The organism is Pseudomonas sp. AN-B15 (assembly GCF_019056475.1).
Lineage (GTDB): Bacteria > Pseudomonadota > Gammaproteobacteria > Pseudomonadales > Pseudomonadaceae > Aquipseudomonas > Aquipseudomonas parakoreensis.
This window is the reverse complement of sequence record NZ_CP049737.1, coordinates 4,044,989-4,063,958: the sequence shown is the minus strand read 5'-3', so window position 1 is coordinate 4,063,958 and position 18,970 is coordinate 4,044,989. Positions and strand designations below refer to the sequence as shown.

Here is an 18,970-nt window from a genome sequence, read left to right as displayed (position 1 = left end):
ACATGATTTGTGTACACATTCGATCACTGTGGGAGCTGGCTTGTCAGCGATGGCGTCAGTGCATTCAACACCGATAAACCGGCATATTCACGTACATATCCAGGGTTGACGATCAACAACCGGCAGCTCAGTCTGCCGGTTCTCTTTTTCATCGCGGGGGTGGTCGATGCCTTTCTTCACGGTTGACGGACAAGCGCTGCACTACATTGATCAAGGCACCGGCCCAGCCGTGTTGCTGGCGGGCAGTTATCTGTGGGACACGGCCATGTGGGCGCCGCAGATCGCTGCACTGTCACCGCACTACCGGGTGATTGCGCTGGATTTGTGGGGCCACGGTGAGTCCGGGCGTTTACCTTCAGGCACCACGTCGCTGGATGACATCGCGCGGCAGATCGAGGCCTTGCTCGATCACCTGGGTATCGACCGGGTCACGTTGATCGGACTGTCTGTCGGCGGTATGTGGGGCGTACGTCTGGCCTTGTCGGCACCGCAGCGGCTCAATGGCCTGGTGCTGATGGATACGTACGTTGGCGTGGAGCCGGAACCCACCCGCCAGTACTACTTTTCGCTGTTCAAGCAGATCGAGGACAGCGGCGAGATCTCCGAACCATTGCTCGACATCGTGGTACCGATCTTCTTCCGCCCGGGCATCGATCCGCAGTCGGCGCTGTATCAGGACTTCCGCGCGAAACTGGCGGCGTACACTGCGGACCGCCTGCGCGAAAGCATCGTGCCCATGGGGCGTATCACTTTCAGTCGGGATGACCTGCTACCGCGTCTGAGCGAATTGAATGCCGCGACCACGCTGGTGCTGTGCGGCGATCAGGACAAACCGCGACCGCCGTCAGAGGCCAAGGAGATGGCGCAGCTGATTGGTTGCCCGTGTGTGCTGGTGCCGGAGGCGGGGCATATCTCCAGTCTGGAGAATCCCGAATTTGTCACCGAGGCGTTGCTCGGCTTTTTGGCTGAGCGTCATTGAAAATGATCGCAGCCTGCGGCAGCTCCTACAGAAAACGCGTTCCCATGTAGGAGCTGCCGCAGGCTGCGATCTTTTGATCTGGCTTATTTAGGCCCGAGAATCTTCGCCAGTTTGTCCGGCGAAGGCGCGCCTTGCTGCTGTTGCAGCTCACCCTTGTCGTCCATGTAGAAGATGGCCGGCGTCGCCTGCAACTCCAGGTCTTCCATCAACTGCATGTTGGCGGCCAGTTTGGTCTGCACCGCTTTTGGAATGTCTTTCAAGGGCTTGAGGGTGCTGGCCTTGCCGGCCTTCTCATGGTCTTCCAGGGCTTTGGCCGGATCTTTCGCGGCCAGCAGGGCGGCGGATTTCGCCGGGCTGTCTTCGCGGATGATCCCGACCATGATGTGCCGCAGTTGCACCTTGCCGGCCTTGACCCATGGCCGCGCCTGTTCCCAGAACATGTTGCAGTACGGGCAGTTCGGATCGCTGAACAGGTACACGGTACGCGGCGCATCCTTGTCGCCGTCCTGAATCCAGTTGCTGGCTTCGAACTTGCCCCAGATTTCCTTGGCCATCGGCGCGTAGACCAGTTTTTGCAGCGGTTCGCTGCTCAAGTCCTTGCCGTCGGCGTCGTACAAATTGCCGAGCAACACATGCTGGCCGTCCGGCGTCAGGTACAGCGCCATGCCACGGTTCTGGTACTGCGCCGCATAGCCGCGCAAGCCGTCCGGGGCGTCGAACTGGCCGACGATTTTTGCGCCCTTGGCTTCGATCTGCTTGATCGCGGCGGGCAATTCTTCGGCAGCCTGCACCGACGGCAGGTGCAGCAGGGCAGTGCCCAGGGTCAGCGTCAGCAGGTGGCGGAGGCGGGGCATGGCAGTTTCCTTGCAGAGGTGGCCGGTGCGGCGGTTGGATTCGGGGTGTCGAAGTTTTCCAGGGCGCGGGCGAGACTGGCGTTCGACAGTTCGCCCAGATGGCTGCTCAGCAAGCGACCGTCAGGGCTATAGAACAGCGTAGTTGGCAGTGCCATGGAACCCACGGCCTGGCCGAGTCGACCGCTGCGGTCGAACAGCACGTTGTTCAGGCTCAGGCCCTGGGTTTCAAGAAAAGTCGCAACGCTTTGCATGCTTTCGGCCTGATTGACGAACAGAAAGGTCAGGTCCGGGCGTTGTTGTTGCGCATTTTCCAGCACCGGCATCTCGCGCCGGCACGGCGGGCACCAGGTTGCCCACAGGTTGATCACCAGCGGGCCGCCCTGATAGTCGCTGAGCTGGATGGTCTCGCCGGCGGCGTTGCGCAGGGTGATGTCCGGCAGGCGCGTGCCTTGTTCGTAGATATTCAGTGACAGGGTCGCCAACAGCCAGAACACTACGCCACTGGCCACGCCAAAACCCAGTGGCCGACGCAGCCCCGGGCGACGCCAGCCGCGATAGAGAGCGGCGAGCAGCAGCACGATCACCCCCGGCCAGGCGAGGAAACCGCCGTCGCGCAGGTCGATGATCTGCCACGGATCGTTGCGATAGTGGCCCCAGTACACGGCCACAAAGGCCACGCGCGCCGCAAGCATGCCCAGCAGGAACAGGCTGAACAAGGCCGACTCGGGGTTATCGCCGCCACGCTTGGCCACCCGCCAGCCGACAAAGGTCGCCAGCGCCAAGGCACTGATCAGCAACAGGTGGTTGAGCGCGATGGCAAAGGTGCCGAGGGTGAACGTCAGCATTTAATTGGCGTCTCGGGTGGTGGTCCAGCGTTGCAGGAACGTCTCGGCATCGACTTCGCCGGTAATGCGCTGGCTGCGCCGCTCTTCGCCGTCGGTGCCGATCCAGACAAAACTCGGTGGCCCCGGGACTTTGTAGCGGCCGAGCAGCTCGCGGCTGGCGGCATTGTCGGCAGTGACGTCGAGGCGCAGCAGGCGCACATCGCTCAACGCTTGCATGACTTTGTCTTTGCCGAACACCTGTTTCTCCATGACCTTGCACGACACGCACCAGTCAGCGTAGTAATCGAGCAGCACCCATTGGCCCTGAGCCTTGGCGCTATCCAGTTCGCGCTGCAGGGCTGCCGGATCCTTGATCGTGGTGAACGCGTCATGCCCGCTCGGCGTGGTGCTGGCGACCCGGCCAGCGCTGTACACCTGCAGCGGCTGATACGGGTCGTCACTGCCGCCAGCGGCACCGATCAGCAGCAGGCTGCCCCACAGACCGAGCAGCAGCGAACTGGCGCCGAACACTTGGGCGACGCGGCCGAAGCCTTCCGATTGCTTCCAGGCGCAGAACGCCGCGATCAGCAGCAGCGCGCCGCACAGGCCCAGCCACAGCGACGAGTCCAGCACCGGGCGCAACATCAGCAGCGCGGTCGCGAGGAACAGGAAACCGAAGATGCCCTTGAGCAGGTTCATCCACGCCCCGGGTTTGGGCAGGAAGCGATTGCCAACGGTCACCAGCAGCAACAGCGGTACACCGATGCCGATGCCCAGCGCGAACAGGATCAAGCCACCGTGCAGCGCATTACCGCTCTGCGCGATGTACAGCAAGGCGCCGGCCAGCGGTGCGGTCATGCACGGGCCGACCAGCAGACCGGACAATGCGCCGAGCACTCCGGCGCCGATCAGGCTGCCACCGTTGCGGCTGCGCGAAGCGTGTTCGAGGCGATCACGCAAGGCCACCGGCAATTGCAATTCGAAGAAGCCGAACATCGGCAGCGCCAACACCACGAAAATCGCCGCAAAGGCACCCAGCAGCCACGGATTTTGCAGCCACGCCTGCAGGTTGGCGCCGAGCAACGAGGCGATCACACCCATCGCGGCATACACCAGCGCCATGCAGATCACATAGCTGCTGGCCAGGGCGAAACCACGACGCGGGGTGGCGCCGCTGCCGACAATCATGCCCGCCAGAATCGGCAGCATCGGCAATGAACACGGGGTAAACGCCAGCAGCAGGCCGAGGCCGAAGAACACCAGCAGGCTCCAGCCCAGCGCCCGTTGTTGCAGGCTGCTGGCCAAGGCTTGATCCGGCGCTTCAGCACTGGCCGTTGGTGTTGCTTTGCCGCCCAGGTCGATGACCCGGGTCTGCGGCGGATAACACAGGCCGGCATCGGCGCAGCCCTGATAGCTGACCTTGATCTGACCGCTGGCCGAGGCCGGGACTTTCACCTCCAGCCCTTGGCGATACACCGGTTGTTCACCGAAGAATTCGTCGCTGTGCGACTCGCCCTCGGGCAACGACGGCTGCTGCTCTGCCGACAAACCGTCGAATTTCAGGCGTTTCTGGTACAGGTAATAGCCGTCGGTGATCTGCCAGAACAGCTGGGTTTCCCCGGATTCAAGGCGTTCGGAGGTCAGCACGAAGGCTTTGTCGACCGGCAGAAACTCCGGTTTGGTCTCGAATGGATTGTTCCCGGCCTGGGCCAGGCTGGAGATCAGCAGTGCAAACAAAAGAAAAAAATGACGCATGGAGGAGCCTTGTCCCTGTGCAAGTCTGGTGCACAGTGGCGGGTGGCGATTAACCGATGATTAACCGCCCCGCACGATGTCGGATGGCGACCCGACGCCGATTCACTGGTGCCTGCGAGTGGCTCAGTCCTTCAGCAGTCCGGGCCAGGTTGAGTCGGAGATTGTATACGGGCCAAATACTTTTTTCGCGTTCTGTTCATAACGCAGGTAGCGGTTGTCGTTCAGGAAAACATAAAAGTAAGTGTCGAAGGTCGGGTAGTCATTGGTGACGGCTGTCATCATTTGGTTTTTATATTCTTCCAGCGGTGCCCAGGGCGAACCTTTTAGAGGTAGTAGTTCCAGGGTCTTTGAGTATATTTCGTAGATCAGATAATTTCCGTCATTCAACAAGAACCAGTAACTCTCTCTTTGTGCAGTGCTTTCAGCCCACATGACGCCAACGATTTTTTCGTAGTAAGGCAATATTTTTTCCCACTTTGATTTGGCGATGGGGGTTTTCGAGATTGCCTTGTCGGTTTGTTGGCTGTACTCGCAAACGCAGGGTGTTGTTCCTTCGTCGTAGAACAGCCAGAGCGTGTCGACGCCACCGTTCCAGTGGGTGGTCGTCGTGGTAAAGCCAAAGCGCAAGTCTGCAGCAGTCTTGTCGAAGCCTTCCCATTTGCCATCCACCGGCTTGGGGAAGCCGGAAAGTACTTTGTTATCCTCGAAGTCGAAACGGGAATAACTGTTTTTCTCCGGGAAGAAGAAATAAATGCGGTCGGGGCCGGTGCGCCAGTCAACGGCTACGAAGTTTTTTGTAATGCTCATTCATGGTTCCTTTAATAGGTTGATTTATGTTTTAAAGTTTTGATTGGTTGTATGTAACTTGCGAAAGCGAGGTTAGTTATTAGTTGTGGTTTTGTATAGTTTGAAGGTGTTGGAATTCATGTCGGTTAGTTTGTTTTCAAGTTGATCAAGCGTTGTTCTTGCGCAAGCGGTCTGTTGGCAGTTTTGAGTCCGGACCTGGCGAACGGGTGAGTCGCTGCCGTGTCGGTTGTCGCCCTGCCATAATTGCGGCTTAATCCTGTTCTGTTCGACTTGCCTTTTATTTCAGGGAACCACCATGCACGTACTGGTTTGCGAAGACGATGAGTTGATCGCCAGTGGCATCGTCGCCGGCCTGACAGCCCAAGGCTTGACGGTCGAGCACGTCAACACCGCCTCCAAAGCACGGGCGATGCTCAAGGTCGCCGAATTCGACGTGATGGTGCTCGATCTTGGCCTGCCCGACGAAGATGGCCTCAAGTTGCTGCAACAATTACGTCAGCAGGGGCTGGAAATCCCGGTGCTGATCCTGACCGCGCGCGACTCGGTGACCGACCGGGTCGACGGCCTGCAAGCCGGGGCTGACGATTACCTGCTCAAACCCTTCGATCTGCGTGAATTGTTCGCGCGCCTGCAAACCCTGCTGCGCCGGGTCGCCGGGCGCAGCGTCAACCTGATTGAGCACGGTGCGCTGACCTACGATCCAAGCAGCCGCGAAACCACTCTGGCCGGGCAACCGGTGGATTTGTCGCGCCGCGAGCAATCGCTGTTGCAGGCGTTGTTGCACAACCGTGGCCGGGTGTTGTCCACCGAGCAGTTGAAGGACAGCGTCTACGGCTTCAATGACGAACTGGAGAGCAACGCCCTCAACGTGCATATCCACCACCTGCGCAGCAAACTCGGCAAGGGCATCGTCGAAACCGTGCGCGGTCTGGGTTATCGCCTTGGGCCGGCCGATGGTGGAGAACAACAGAAGTGATGAGCCTGCGTCTGCGCCTGAGTCTGACCCTCGGCGCCGCGTTTGCCCTGATCTGGGCCCTCGCCGCGGCCTGGATGCTCAGCGACTTGCGCAATCAGATGATGTTTTCTCTCGATCAGCGATTGGTGGCTTCGGCGCGCATGGTCGCCGGGCTGCTGGAGCAACTGCCGGCGCTGCCGAGCAAGGGCGAGGGCACCCATTTCAGCGCCGAACAATTGAACATTCCCGGCGGCATGGCCTGTCAGGTCAGTTCGTTGCGCGGGGAGATTCTCGCGCGTAGTCACAGCAGTCCCGAGCAAACCCTGGAAGCGGAAAAAATGGGCTTCCATGACCAGATGATCGATGGCGCGCCGTGGCGCAGTTTTACCCTCGCACGAGGCGACGTGCGGATCACCACGGCTGATCGGCAGATCGAACGCGAAGCGCTGAACATGTCGATCCTGCTGGCGGCCTCGGTGCCGGTCGGCGTGGCGTTGCTCGGTTGTCTGTGCCTGTTGTGGCTGGGCATCGGCCAAGGCCTGGCACCGCTTAATCGCCTGCGCGAAGCCTTGATGCGGCGTAACGCCGATTCGCTGGAACCGTTGCAACTGCAGTCGTTTCCCAGCGAACTGAAACCGCTGCTCGATACCCAGAATCAGTTGTTTCAGCGCATCGGCAAGACCATCGAGCGCGAACGACGGCTGACCGGCGATGCCGCGCATGAACTGCGCAGTCCGCTGACCGCGATCAAGACCCACCTGCAAGTGGCGCGCATGACCGAAGGCAGTGCCCGCGATCAGTCGCTGGCGCGGGCCGAGGAGGGCGCCGACCGCATGCACCGTACGCTGGAGCAACTGCTGTTGCTGGCGCGGGTCGAGGGCAGTCTGTCGTTCGATGATGGCGTGCAGTGCAGCGCCGAGCAGGTGGCAAAACTGGCGATGCAGGATGCAGCGGGCGGTGAGCGTCAGCGCATCAAACTGCACTTGCCCAAGCAGCTCTCCAGTGCGCCGGTGCAAATGCCGGCGGTGCTGTCGATTGCCGCGTTGCGCAACTTGCTCGACAACGCTCTGCGCCATACCCCCGCGGACGCTGAGGTGGAACTGAGCCTGGAAACCGTCGGCCAGCGCGCCCGTTTTGTGGTGCGCGACCACGGTCCGGGGATTGCGGCGGAAGATCTGCAGCACCTGACCCAACGCTTCTGGCGCAACGGCCAGAGCACCGGCTGCGGCCTCGGCCTGGCCATCGTCCAGGCCATTGTTCAGCGCTGCGCCTGCACCCTGCATTTCGACAGCCGCGCGGATGGGCTGCGCGTTGAGCTGACCATGCCGCTGCAGTCCATCTGAAAACACTCCCCCCTTGTAGGAGCTGCCGCAGGCTGCGATCTTTTGATTTTGATTTTCAAGATCAAAAGATCGCAGCCTGCGGCAGCTCCTACAGGGGATTTGTGGTGTGGCACATCAAATGTAACGTCTATGCGTTGGTGATTTGGCAATCGCGGCGCTAAGGTCGGGGCTGCTCTGACTCAATGGATTGAGGGAACGCGCCATGCAAGCACCGATCTGCATTCGTCCAGCGAAACCTGCCGACGCCGGCCTCATCAGTCGCATCATCGAGCGTTCGATTCGCGTCGGTTGTGCGCTGGAACATCGCAACGACCCGCAGCAGGTCAACCGCTGGATTGACCGGCAATCCGCCGACATCATCAGTGCGCGCCTTGCCGACTCGCATTGCTACCTGAACGTCGCCCTGCTGCAGGACAAACCGGTGGGGGTCGGCATGGCCACGGCCAGCGGTGACATCGGTTTTTGTCATGTGCAGCCGGAATGGTTTCGCCGTGGCGCAGGACGTGCACTGATGAGCGACCTGGAGGGCTGGCTGCGGATTCGTGGCGTGCTGCAGGCGCGCATCGCCAGCACCCAGAGTGGCGCGGCTTTTTATCGACATCTGGGCTACCGCGATCTGGCGCCACCCGCCAGCGATCAGGGCTTGCACCGCGTGACGCTGCACAAGCCGTTGGCATTGTCCGGCTGACAACTCGATCAAGGGTCTAAATCCTCGCTCCGCTTAAGCGTTTCCAGAACAGGAAAACCTGCATGTGCGCCCCGTGACCGGAACGCGCACCTGTGCGGTGTGCTGTTTTGGTCACTATCCATAGCGTATTGAGGGGTCGAGAGATGTCAGTCGCCACCAGCCTTATCGAAGAGTCGTCAGGGCGGATCACCGCCACGCCGGCGGAAACCCTGTACCAGTTCAACGAATCGCCACTGTTGGCCCGGCAGAACCAGCAGGAGTCCAATGCCCGCAGCTACCCGCGACGCATTCCGCTGGCCCTCAAACGCGCCAAGGGCCTGTACGTCGAGGATGTCGAAGGCCGCACGTTCATCGACTGTCTGGCCGGTGCCGGCACCCTCGCGCTGGGGCATAACCACCCGGTGGTGATCGAGGCGATCCAGCAAGTGCTCGCCGATGAGCTGCCGCTGCACACCCTCGACCTGACCACGCCAGTGAAGGATCAATTCGTCCAGGACTTGTTCGGTTTGCTGCCGCCGGCACTCGCGGCCGAGGCGAAAATCCAGTTCTGCGGCCCGACCGGCACTGATGCAGTGGAAGCCGCGTTGAAACTGGTGCGCACCGCCACCGGGCGCAGCACGGTGCTGTCGTTCTGCGGCGGATATCACGGCATGAGCCAGGGCGCCTTGAGCCTGATGGGCAGCCTGGGGCCGAAAAAACCGTTGGGCGCCTTGCTCAGCAACGGCGTGCAATTCATGCCGTTTCCGTACGACTACCGTTGCCCGTTCGGTCTCGGCGGCGCAGCCGGGGTCAAAGCCAACCTGAGTTACCTGGAAAACCTGCTCAACGATCCTGAAGCCGGCGTGCAGTTGCCAGCAGCGGTGATCGTTGAGGCAGTGCAGGGCGAAGGCGGGGTGATTCCGGCTGACGTCGAGTGGCTGCGCGGGTTACGCCAGATCACCGAGAAGGCCGGCGTGGCGCTGATCGTCGATGAAATTCAGAGCGGTTTCGCCCGTACCGGCAAAATGTTTGCCTTCGAACATGCCGGCATCGTCCCCGACGTGGTGGTGTTGTCCAAAGCCATCGGCGGCAGCCTGCCATTGGCGGTGGTGGTCTATCGCGACTGGCTCGACACCTGGCAACCGGGTGCCCACGCTGGCACGTTCCGTGGCAATCAGATGGCGATGGCCGCCGGTTCCGCGGTGATGCGTTATCTGCTTGAGCACAAGGTCTGCGAACACGCCGCCGCCATGGGCGAACGCCTGAGCGAACATCTGCGCATCCTGCAACGCGACTTCCCGCAACTGGGCGACATCCGCGGGCGTGGCCTGATGCTCGGCGTCGAGTTGGTTGACCCGAACGGCGCGCCGGATGCGCTTGGTCACCCACCCGCGTTCGCCCGTCTGGCACCGCTGGTGCAGCGCGAATGCCTCAAGCGCGGACTGATTCTCGAATTGGGCGGCCGGCATGGCGCGGTGGTGCGCTTCCTGCCGCCGCTGGTGATCACCGCCGCCGAAATCGACCGTGTCGCCGAGATCTTTGGCCGGGCCTTGGCCGCTGCCACTGCCGCTGAGTAAATTTTTCGCAGCGCCGGACGTTCTTTCTACATAACCGGCTGCACCCGGCTGCAGCCCACCCTCACAACGATGGAGAACCAGCATGACGTCAGTATTCGACCGCGAGGACATCCTCTTTCAGGTCGTGGTCAACCACGAAGAGCAATACTCGATCTGGCCGGATTACAAAGCCGTGCCGCAAGGCTGGCGCACCGTGGGCAAGAGCGGCCTGAAGAAGGAATGCCTGGCCTACATCGAAGAGGTCTGGACCGACATGCGTCCGCTGAGCCTGCGCCAGAAGATGGAAGGGCAGACGGCTGCTCAGTAATCTGACAGGCAAAAACAAACCCGCTGGACTGGTGACAGTCAGCGGGTTTTTATGGGCTTCAAAAGATCGCAGCCTTCGGCAGCCCCCTACAGGGTGTAAGTATCCCCCATTAGGAGCTGGCGAAGGCTGCGATCTTTTGATCTTAGGCCGAAGGCCCGCCGCTCAACCCCCTGAGCAGCAAATCGACATTGCCTTCCAGCTCCGCCACCGGATCTTCGGCGTCGGTACTCAACACCAGCAGCTGACTCCCCGACGCAGCAATCGCCGCCTTCACCGCTTCCGATGGCTGGCGATGATGCAGCACCAGCGCCACATCGTTGTCCTTGAGCGTCGCCGTGAGTTGCTTCAACTCTTGCGGCGTCCACTCGCTATCCGGCCGTGGATCCTCGCCAACCAGCTCCAGATTCAGGCTGCCGATCAGGTAACCGAAGTGATCGCTGAGGCTCACCACACTCAAGTTGTCGACCTCGGCCAGACGCGCTTCGCTGTCGGCGCTGAGCTTGAGCAGGCGCTGTTTCAGCGCCGCCAGATTGGCCTCGATCTTCGGTTTGGCCGATGGCGCCAGGCGCACCAGATCCGCCGCGATCACGTCGGCCATCCGTCCCATGTTGTTGCTCGCCAGCCATGGCTGACTGTTCAAGCCATCGACCTTCAGCCCCGGTTGCACGGCGATCCCTGGCAGGGCGCCGTCCACCGGACGTGCTGCGTCGACCTCGACAATGCGAATGTTGCTGCGCCGTGCGATCGGGTACAGCGGATCATCCGCCCACAACGAGCGCACGCCGATCACCGCGTCGGCATCGCCTGCCAGTTTGCCCAGTGCCGGTGCGCCGCGACCGGTGAAGTACGCTGTCTGACGGCTGCCCGGCAGATTGGCGGGGGCCGCACGTTCCAGGTTGACGTCAGTGCCTTTGAGCAGCACTTCGCCCAAGCCGTAGGTGATGGGCAACGAGGCCAGTACGCGAAGTGGTTTGGTGTTTTCAGCCGCCAGCAACGGGCTGCCGGCCACGCCGCACAGGGCCATGGCCAGGGTCAGCTTTCGCAGTGAGAAGATCATTTATCCAAGGTTCCCTTTCAGACTCGGAACAACCCCGCGCGCGATGGCGGCGAGGGCGAAGGCGATGCCGGCGACCAGAATGATCGCGGCGCCGGACGGGATCGGCAGATCGAAGACGATCGGCGCGAGAATCCCGCACAGGGTGCTGACGGTGGCAATCAGCACCGAACACCAGAAGAAGCCCTTGAGCGACTGGCTGAGCAAACGCGCTGCCGCCGCCGGAATCACCAGCAACGCGCCGACCAGAATCGCGCCGATGACCTTCACCGCCGCGACGGTGATCAGCGTCACCAGGATCACGAACAGGTAATCCAGGGTCTTCACCGCGACGCCGCGTACCGCCGCCAGTTGCGGGTTGAAACTGGCGAGCATGATCCGGTTGTACAGCGGCAACGCCAGGGCCATGACCAGCGAACCGACAATCGCCAGCACCAGCAGGTCGTTGCCATTGACGGTCAGCACCGAACCGAACAGCACGTTCTCCAGAATGTGCACGTTGATCTTGCCGGCCAGAATCAGCAGCAGGCTTGCACCCAAGGCCAACGACACCGAGAGGAACACACCGATCAGGGTGTCCGGCGCCAGACCGGTGCGGTTGCGCAGGTAATTGAGCAGGATGCCGAACAACAGGCAGTAACCGAAGAGGCTGCCGTACGGCCCGGTGTAGGGTTCGCCGAGCAGAATGCCGATGGCCACGCCGGTCAGTGCTGCGTGGCCGACCGCTTCGGAGAAAAACGCAAAACGCTTGACCACCACCAGCGTGCCGAGACCACCGAGCACCGGGCCGATCAGCAGACCGGCAAGCAGCGCGTTGACCACAAAACCGTAGGCCAGCGCTTCCGGCAGGTAACCGGACGATGCCCAGCCCTGAACCATCAAACGAAAGGCTTCGTAGCTCATCAGACTGCGCTCCGTGGATGGGTGGAAAACAGACTGAGCAGACGTTCCGGGGTCAGCGCCTGTTGCGGCGTTGCGTCGAACAGCACGCGGCGGTTGAGACCGGTGACTCGGTCGGCCAGGCGCTTGACCGCTTCCAGATCGTGCTCGATCCACAGCACGGTGATGCCGGCGGCGCGCCAGTCGCCGAGCAGGCGTTCGAAGACCTGGATCCCGGCTTCGTCGAGCGCTGACATCGGCTCATCCAGCACCAGCAGTTGCGGGGCCGGGATCAAGCCTTGAGCGAGCAACACACGCTGGCGTTCGCCACCGGACAGCGCGCCCATGCGCCGCTTGCGTTTGTCCTGCATGCCGACCCGTTCCAGCGCCTCGCCGATGGCGTTGGCGTAGTGTCTGCTCAAGCCGAGAAAAGCCGGGCGCCGCTGACACATGGCGGCCATGAAATCGTCGACGGTCATCGGCAAGCCACGATCGAACTCCAGCGCCTGCGGCACGTAACCGATGGTCCCGGGTTGACCGGGCCAGTGCAGGCTCAGTTGACCCTGATGCGGCATTTGCCCGAGCAGGGTCTTGATCAGCGAGCTCTTGCCGCCGCCGTTCGGGCCGACCAGGGCGTGCACGTGGCCGGGTTGGACCTGGAAGCTGACGTTGTCGAGAATTGTCGTGCGACCGAGCGTCAGAGAGACTTGCGCAAAATCCAGAGTCGGCCCCAATCCCTGTGGGAGCGAGCCTGCTCGCGAATGCGGTGTGTCATTCGATATCGCTGTTGGCTGACCCGGCGCTTTCGCGAGCAGGCTCGCTCCCACAGGGGATTGATGGGTGTCAGAGAGGGTTTCTTTTGCTGTCATGCCCCGGACTCCTGAATCGCTCGCACCACGGTGTCGAGGTTGCCGGTCATTTCCTTTTCGTACTTGTCAGCGCTGTATTCGCCATAGGAAATGTGCGACAGCGGGTACAGCTTCACCCCGGACTCACGCTGGATGGTTTCGACGTAGGTCGAAGGGAAATCCATCTCGGAGAAGATCACCTTCACGTCAAGCTCGCGCAGTTGGTCGATGGTCTTTTTCAACTGGCTCGGGCTCGGTTCGATGCCATGGGCGGGTTCGACCACGGCCGTCACTTCCAGGCCGAATTCGCGCAGCAGATAGTCATAAGCCGCATGCACCGTGGCCACGCGCAGCTCGGCGTTCGGTGCCTGGGTCAGTTTGGCCAAGGCATCGGCGCGCATCTGCCGCAAGCGTTTGCCGTAGGCGCGGGCGTTTTGGGTATAGGTCTTGGCGTTGTCCGGATCGAGCTTGCCCAGCTCGCGGGCAATATTGTTGACCTGGGCAATCGAAGCGCTGATCGACAGGAAGGTGTGCGGGTTGACCACTTTGCCGGCGCCGCGCGCCGCGGTACCGGTGGCGGCCAGCAGCGGCACGTTTTCGTTGGCTTCGATGGTCTTGATGTTCGGCGTTTCGCTGGCGGCGATCATGCGGTCGGCGAAGTCGTCATGGCCAACACCGTTGAGCACGATCACGTCGAGCCCGCTGATGCGCTTGATGTCTTCGGCGCGTGGCTCGTAGGCGTGCGGGTTGAACCCTGCGGGAATCAGCGGCACCACCTCGGCCTTGTCGCCGACGATGTTCGCCACATAGCTGTAATACGGGTGCAGGGTGATGCCGATGCGCAGGCGTTTGCCCGGATCGGCGCTGGCCAGCGGGCTCAGCAGGCACGCGCACAGGCCTAAGAGCAAGGTGCGCAGGAGGGGACGGCGAGTCAGTGAAATAAGCATGGGCAAGCGGTCTTCTCTCGGGTGAAGGCGAAGGTTCAGTGGCGATGCTCGCGGGTCACGCCGGCATCGAACTGCGCGACGATCTGTTTCCAGCCAGCGGCGGACAGCGCGGCGTCGGTCAGTTCGGCGGGCGTCTGCAAGTCGGCGGCGCGGTTGAGCCAGATGTCCGGCGCGGCGGTGGCATCGGCGCTCAGCCGCATCAAGAATGAACCGGCGACGGCGGGTACCTGGCTGTGGCCGAAATAGGCAGTGTCTGCCAGCAATTGCCAGACGTGACCGCCTCGGCTGACCGAACTGGCGTCCTGGGCGAACGGGGCGAAACCTTCTTCGGCCAGAGTCTGTGGCGTCGGCAGGCTTTGCTGTTCTGCACGCAGCAGGCGGATTTCGTCGAGGGTCACCCGCAGGTCGGCGTAGATGCCTTGCTCGGCGGCACTGAGGTCGCGCCGTGCATCGAGTTGATGGCTGGCGACCGGTTCCGGCTCATGGGACACCCCGCGCCATGCCACCACCGAGCCGGCGACGGCAAGGATCAGCAAGCACAGCAGCAGAACGTTAAGGGTTTCATGCCCGGCACCGGCCGGGCGGACGACTTGGGTGGTGGGCGTGCTCATGGGGCCTCAATGTCGGCTTGGTCGATTTCCACGACGTGGCCGGGGCCGGCGTCGAACAGCACATAAAACTCGGCCGCCGGTTTCTTGAAGGTCAGGCTTGAGTCGGCGCCGAGCTTGCCCGGCAGCAGAATGGTTTCGTCGTAACCGATCACATCGAGGGTCACCCCCGGTGCGCCGCTGCCGTCGGAGAAGCCGCCGGTGCATTTGATCTGCTCGGCATCAACGGCTTTGCATTCGCACATCGGGTTATGGGCCAGGGCGCCGGCGCTGAAACCTGCGCACAGCAGCAACGCGGCGCGCAACCGCAGGCGGGAAGGGCGTTGAACGCGGTTCATGGTTTGGCTCCTTGTTTGGTCAGCCAGGCGAGGGTCGCGGGAGAGGCCTGGCTCAGGGGAATCGAGGCTTGGTGCAGGCTGCCGTCCCAGCCTTCCATGGTGATCCACAGTTCGGCATCGGCCTTGGTCTTTTCCGCCACCGGCAGTTGCGCGCCCATGCGATACGGCGTGCCGAAGAAAATCACCCCGGCGGCGCGCAGGCTGCGCGGCTTGCCGATGCGCAGGTAGGTGGCCTTGACCTGTTCGACGCAGGCGTCGCAGAGGGCGGCATTGAAGTCCTTCATGTAGCCGGCGGGGCCGCTCAGGCGCGGTGCTTCGTTACGCAGTTCGGCCAGGCGCAGGCTCCACGGGCCGACCTGGATTTCGCCGACCTCATGTTCACCGAGGCCGACGTCACCGCGAAACAGCGCAGCATCGGCGAAGTACTTGGGCATGAACCCCAGCGGAATCAGCAGCAACAAGGCGTTCAGGTGAAAGCGCCATTTGTGCCAGAAGCGGCGCAGGGCGGACGGTGGGGCAGTGCGATTGGACGGGCTCACAGGCTGACCTCCGCCGGTTCACGGCTGACGCGGGGGCTGCGGGCCTTTTTATTCTCGCGCTTGAGGGCGTTGGCGGTGGCCAGCGCGGTGCGCTTGGTCCAGATCAACAGGCCGCTGAGGACCATCATGCTCAGCAGCAGGCCGAAGAAGAACCAGATCAGTTTGATCCACAGACCGCCGAAATCACCGGTGTGCAGCGGGCGCATCGACTCGGTGACGAACTCCAGCGAAGAGCGGTCAGTCAGCAGTCGGGTGGCGGCCATGTCACCGTTGTACGGGTTGAGCGTGGCGGTCTGGAACATCAGTGGATACCAGCCGCGACCGCCAACGCTCAAGTGACTGTAGGCATTGCCCGGCAAGCTGACGAAGCTGACGTCCAGCCCGGGGATGTGCTGTTCGGCGATCTGTACCGCGCGATCAAGGCTGATTCGTGGGGGAGGACTGGCGTCGCTCGACATCGGTACGCTTTCCCGGGACATGGCGGGAATGATCGGCTCGCTGCTGATGGACACCTGGTTGTCGGCCAGAATGGCCTGAATCAGAAACCAGGTGCCGGTGATCGAGATCACCGCGATGAACCAGATTGACCAGATGCCGCTCAGTCGATGGAAATCGCCCCAGAAGATCCGCGCGCCGTGGCGAAATCGCAGGGTGGGCTTGAAGAAGCCTTTCCAGAATCGTTTGTAGACCACCAGCCCGGTGACCAGCGAGGCCAGCATCGGCAGGCCGAGGAATGACACCAGGTACCAGCCCCAACTGAAACCGTTGGTGAACGGCACCAGCCACCAGCCGTGCAGGGCCCGGGTGAACGCCTTGAAGTTGAAGTCCGGCGCCGGGCCTTGAATCACCCCCGTGTACGGGTTGACGTATACCGTCTGGGTGCGGCCGTCGGGGTAGCTGACCTCGACATCGAGGGCGAAGTGCGACTCGTCGGGACGGCTGATGCTTTCCACCAGCGTCTGCGGTTCAGCTTGTTTGATCGCGGCCAGCACCTGATCGTAACTGAGCCGCGGCGCATCGTCCGACGGTTGGCTGGCGCGCATCTGCGGGTTGGCCAGCCAGACGATTTCCTGGCTGACCACCGCCAGCGTGCCGGTGACGCAGACGATCAGGACAAAAAACCAGATCGGCAACGCGAGCCAGCTATGCACCAGGAACCACAGTTTGGAACGGGATTTCTTCGACATGTTTGCGCGTCTTGATTTCGATGAAAGGGCACGCGGCTACGGGCTTCGCAGCGCGGGTGTCCGCAAAAAGGCGCGGTCGTGGCGGTTGCCTGTGCGAACGGCCTGCATCTCTATAGGACGGATGAGCCGGACAAATCCCGATGGCTGATATGAAAGTAAATGTTTCGCACTTCGCAGGGGCGACGACATCCCCCTGTAGGAGCTGCGGCACGCTGCGATCTTTTGATCTTGATCTTTAAACAACAGATCAAAAGATCGCAGCCTCGTTGCACTCGACAGCTCCTACAGGATTTTTGCGGGCGGGCGATCAAACACGATTCATGAATGGCGCTATCACTGTCGGGCAATTGATGGCCGGTTCGCGCTCCTTATGATGGAAAGCACTGGATTTCCCGAGTGAGCCCCCTGATGAGTCCCAGAACCCTCTACGACAAACACATTGATTCGCACACCGTGTGCCGCCTCGACGATCAGGGCCATGTGCTGTTGTATATCGATCGCCAGGTGATCAACGAATACACCAGCCCGCAGGCGTTCAGCGGTCTGCGTGCTGCCGGGCGCAAGGTCTGGCGGCCGGGTACGGCGTTGGCGGTGGTCGATCACGTCAACCCGACCACCCCCAAACGGGTGGCGGCGATGCCTGATGCCGGCGGTGCGCGGCAGGTGTCGTATCTGGCGGAGAACTGCCGGGACTTCGGCATCGAACTGCTGGATATCCTCGACAAACGTCAGGGCATCGAGCATGTGATCGCCCCGGAGCAGGGCTTCATTCTGCCAGGCATGGTCATCGCTGCGGGCGACAGCCACACCACCACCTACGGTGCGCTGGGAGCGTTCGGGTTTGGCATTGGCACCTCGGAAATCGAGCACCTGCTGGCCTCACAAACGCTGATCTACAAACGCCTGAAAAGCCTGCGCGTGACGGTGGAGGGTGAGCTGGCGCCAGGGCTGACGTCCAAGGACTTGATCATGGCGCTGATCGGTCGCATCGGTGCGTCGGGTGCCACGGGTTATGCCATTGAATTCTGCGGTTCGACCATTGATGCGCTGAGCGTCGAAGCGCGGATGACCATTTGCAACATGGCGGTCGAAGCCGGTGCACGCGGTGCGTTCATGGCGCCGGACGAAAAAGTCTTTGCTTATCTCAACGGCAAACCCCGCGCACCGCAAGGCGAACGCTGGGCGCGCGGCGTGGAAAAATGGCGTGAACTGCGCAGCGATCCCGGTGCGGTGTTCGACCGCGAAATCCACCTCGACGCCAGTCTGCTGGAACCGATGGTCACCTGGGGTACCAGCCCGGATCAGGCGGCGCCGATCGGCGCGCAGGTGCCGGACCCGCAAAGCATCGACGATCCGATCCTGCGTCAGGACATGCGCCGCGCCCTGCATTACATGGGCCTGGAGCCGGGCATGGCGCTGCGCGATATTGTCATCAGTCACGCGTTTATCGGCTCCTGCACCAACGCGCGGATCGAGGATCTGCGTGACGCCGCCAGCGTTGTGCGCGGGCGGCGGGTGGCCGGGCATGTGCGGGCGATGATCGTGCCCGGTTCCAGCGAAGTGCGCGCTCAGGCCGAGGCTGAAGGGCTGGCGCAGATCTTCATCGACGCCGGGTTTGAATGGCGTCAGTCCGGTTGCTCGATGTGCCTGGCGATGAACGATGACGTACTCGCGCCCGGCGACCGTTGCGCCTCCAGCACCAACCGCAATTTCGAAGGCCGTCAGGGTGCCGGGGCGCGTACGCACCTGATGAGTCCGGCGATGGTCGCCGCCGCCGCGATCAGCGGTCATCTGACCGACATCCGTCACTTTGGAGAACGCCCATGAGTCTGCAACCTTTCACGCAAGTCAGCGGCCAGGCCGCGCCGCTGCTCGCGGCCAACGTCGACACCGACGTGATCATGCCCAAGCAGTTTCTCAAGGGCATTGATCGTCAGGGACTGGATCGTGGGCTGTTTTTCGATCTGCGCTTTCTCGCCGACGGTACGCCCAACCCGGAATTCGTGTTGAACCAGCCAGCCTGGCAGGGCGCGAGTTTTCTGGTGGTCGGGGCGAATTTCGGCTGCGGTTCCAGCCGCGAACACGCGGTGTGGGGGTTGCAGCAAATGGGCATTCGCGCGCTGATCGGCAGCCGTTTCGCCGGGATCTTCTTCGACAACTGCCAGCGCAACGGGGTGTTGCTGATCACGCTGGATGAGGCGCAGGTGCAGCGCATTGGCCGGTTGGTGAGTCAGCCTGAAACGGCGCAGATCAGTGTGGATCTGGAGACGCAGCAGATTCGTCTGGCGGACGGTGAAGTCATCGATTTCCAGATTGACGGCTTGCGCAAGACCGCGCTGTTGCTGGGGCTGGATGCGATTGGCAGTACCTTGCAGCGACGAGCGCAGATCGAGGCGTTCGAGCGCGAACACCTGGCCGCCAACCCATGGCTGGCCTGACACACCTTTGACCCTGTGGGAGCTGGCTTGCCAGGGATGAGGCCAGCACATCCAACATTTATAT

Annotated in this window: 20 protein-coding genes; 8 read left to right on the top strand and 12 right to left on the bottom strand. The window is 62.0% G+C overall.

Translation table 11 applies throughout. The annotated features are described in order from the left end of the window. Window positions 1–166: 166 nt before the first annotated feature. On the top strand, window positions 167–979 hold the full coding sequence (locus GTQ41_RS18345) for an alpha/beta fold hydrolase (RefSeq protein WP_047295376.1): 813 nt from the start codon (window positions 167–169) through the stop codon (window positions 977–979). An 83-nt stretch (window positions 980–1,062) separates the two neighbouring features. Here GTQ41_RS18345 and dsbG read toward each other — a convergent pair whose 3' ends face one another. The 4 genes from dsbG to GTQ41_RS18325 form a co-directional block, all read right to left on the bottom strand. Then, window positions 1,063–1,833, bottom strand: coding sequence for a thiol:disulfide interchange protein DsbG (dsbG, locus tag GTQ41_RS18340; protein ID WP_047295374.1), 771 nt, complete (start codon window positions 1,831–1,833; stop codon window positions 1,063–1,065). Then, the gene (locus GTQ41_RS18335) at window positions 1,809–2,678 is read right to left on the bottom strand and encodes a TlpA disulfide reductase family protein (RefSeq protein WP_047295372.1); all 870 of its coding nucleotides are present in this window, start codon (window positions 2,676–2,678) and stop codon (window positions 1,809–1,811) included. Before GTQ41_RS18335 ends, dsbG begins: the two co-directional genes overlap by 25 nt. Continuing rightward, complete coding sequence (gene dsbD / locus GTQ41_RS18330; RefSeq protein WP_047295371.1) at window positions 2,679–4,412, bottom strand: protein-disulfide reductase DsbD; 1,734 nt, start codon at window positions 4,410–4,412, stop codon at window positions 2,679–2,681. A 123-nt stretch (window positions 4,413–4,535) separates the two neighbouring features. After that, on the bottom strand, window positions 4,536–5,219 hold the full coding sequence (locus GTQ41_RS18325) for a hypothetical protein (RefSeq protein WP_047295369.1): 684 nt from the start codon (window positions 5,217–5,219) through the stop codon (window positions 4,536–4,538). Window positions 5,220–5,514: 295 nt separating this feature from the next. Here GTQ41_RS18325 and GTQ41_RS18320 point away from each other — a divergent pair, with 295 nt between their 5' ends. From GTQ41_RS18320 to GTQ41_RS18300, 5 genes are all read left to right on the top strand, one after another. Continuing rightward, complete coding sequence (locus GTQ41_RS18320; RefSeq protein WP_007969056.1) at window positions 5,515–6,195, top strand: response regulator; 681 nt, start codon at window positions 5,515–5,517, stop codon at window positions 6,193–6,195. Further along, window positions 6,195–7,517 (top strand): ATP-binding protein, encoded by a 1,323-nt coding sequence (locus tag GTQ41_RS18315; RefSeq protein WP_047295367.1) that lies wholly within the window; start codon window positions 6,195–6,197, stop codon window positions 7,515–7,517. Before GTQ41_RS18320 ends, GTQ41_RS18315 begins: the two co-directional genes overlap by 1 nt. A 202-nt stretch (window positions 7,518–7,719) precedes the next feature. Next, the gene (locus GTQ41_RS18310) at window positions 7,720–8,205 is read left to right on the top strand and encodes a GNAT family N-acetyltransferase (RefSeq protein WP_047295366.1); all 486 of its coding nucleotides are present in this window, start codon (window positions 7,720–7,722) and stop codon (window positions 8,203–8,205) included. Window positions 8,206–8,348: 143 nt separating this feature from the next. Then, window positions 8,349–9,761: an aspartate aminotransferase family protein gene (locus tag GTQ41_RS18305; protein WP_047295364.1), complete on the top strand. Its 1,413-nt coding sequence runs from the start codon at window positions 8,349–8,351 to the stop codon at window positions 9,759–9,761. Between the two features lie 82 nt (window positions 9,762–9,843). Further along, entirely contained in the window at window positions 9,844–10,068 is a 225-nt protein-coding gene (locus tag GTQ41_RS18300) for an MbtH family protein (RefSeq protein ID WP_047295362.1), read from the top strand. A gap of 142 nt (window positions 10,069–10,210) precedes the next feature. Here the strand turns inward: GTQ41_RS18300 and GTQ41_RS18295 are convergent, their stop codons facing one another. From GTQ41_RS18295 to GTQ41_RS18260, 8 genes are read right to left on the bottom strand one after another with little or no spacing between them, the layout of a single operon-like run. Next, a complete protein-coding gene (locus GTQ41_RS18295; protein WP_047295360.1) occupies window positions 10,211–11,125 on the bottom strand; it encodes a metal ABC transporter solute-binding protein, Zn/Mn family in 915 nt (304 codons plus the stop codon). After that, window positions 11,126–12,025 carry a metal ABC transporter permease gene (locus GTQ41_RS18290; RefSeq protein WP_003226663.1) on the bottom strand — a complete coding sequence of 300 codons (900 nt, stop codon included), beginning with the start codon at window positions 12,023–12,025 and terminating at the stop codon, window positions 11,126–11,128. Next, entirely contained in the window at window positions 12,025–12,870 is an 846-nt protein-coding gene (locus GTQ41_RS18285; protein WP_047295358.1) for a metal ABC transporter ATP-binding protein, read from the bottom strand. Before GTQ41_RS18285 ends, GTQ41_RS18290 begins: the two co-directional genes overlap by 1 nt. Beyond that, the gene (locus tag GTQ41_RS18280) at window positions 12,867–13,796 is read right to left on the bottom strand and encodes a metal ABC transporter substrate-binding protein (RefSeq protein WP_007965475.1); all 930 of its coding nucleotides are present in this window, start codon (window positions 13,794–13,796) and stop codon (window positions 12,867–12,869) included. Before GTQ41_RS18280 ends, GTQ41_RS18285 begins: the two co-directional genes overlap by 4 nt. Before the next feature lie 35 nt (window positions 13,797–13,831). Beyond that, a complete protein-coding gene (locus GTQ41_RS18275; protein WP_047295355.1) occupies window positions 13,832–14,407 on the bottom strand; it encodes a DUF6162 family protein in 576 nt (191 codons plus the stop codon). Beyond that, the gene (locus GTQ41_RS18270) at window positions 14,404–14,742 is read right to left on the bottom strand and encodes a hypothetical protein (protein WP_047295354.1); all 339 of its coding nucleotides are present in this window, start codon (window positions 14,740–14,742) and stop codon (window positions 14,404–14,406) included. Before GTQ41_RS18270 ends, GTQ41_RS18275 begins: the two co-directional genes overlap by 4 nt. After that, window positions 14,739–15,281 carry a hypothetical protein gene (locus tag GTQ41_RS18265; RefSeq protein ID WP_047295352.1) on the bottom strand — a complete coding sequence of 181 codons (543 nt, stop codon included), beginning with the start codon at window positions 15,279–15,281 and terminating at the stop codon, window positions 14,739–14,741. The genes GTQ41_RS18270 and GTQ41_RS18265 overlap by 4 nt, the downstream gene beginning before the upstream one ends. After that, window positions 15,278–16,468, bottom strand: coding sequence for a PepSY domain-containing protein (locus tag GTQ41_RS18260; RefSeq protein ID WP_047295350.1), 1,191 nt, complete (start codon window positions 16,466–16,468; stop codon window positions 15,278–15,280). The genes GTQ41_RS18265 and GTQ41_RS18260 overlap by 4 nt, the downstream gene beginning before the upstream one ends. Before the next feature lie 408 nt (window positions 16,469–16,876). On the opposite strand from GTQ41_RS18260, the gene leuC reads away from it, so the two are divergent. Next, window positions 16,877–18,295: a 3-isopropylmalate dehydratase large subunit gene (leuC, locus tag GTQ41_RS18255; protein ID WP_047295348.1), complete on the top strand. Its 1,419-nt coding sequence runs from the start codon at window positions 16,877–16,879 to the stop codon at window positions 18,293–18,295. Next, on the top strand, window positions 18,292–18,906 hold the full coding sequence (gene leuD, locus GTQ41_RS18250; RefSeq protein WP_047295346.1) for a 3-isopropylmalate dehydratase small subunit: 615 nt from the start codon (window positions 18,292–18,294) through the stop codon (window positions 18,904–18,906). The genes leuC and leuD overlap by 4 nt, the downstream gene beginning before the upstream one ends. The last annotated feature ends 64 nt before the right edge of the window (window positions 18,907–18,970 follow it).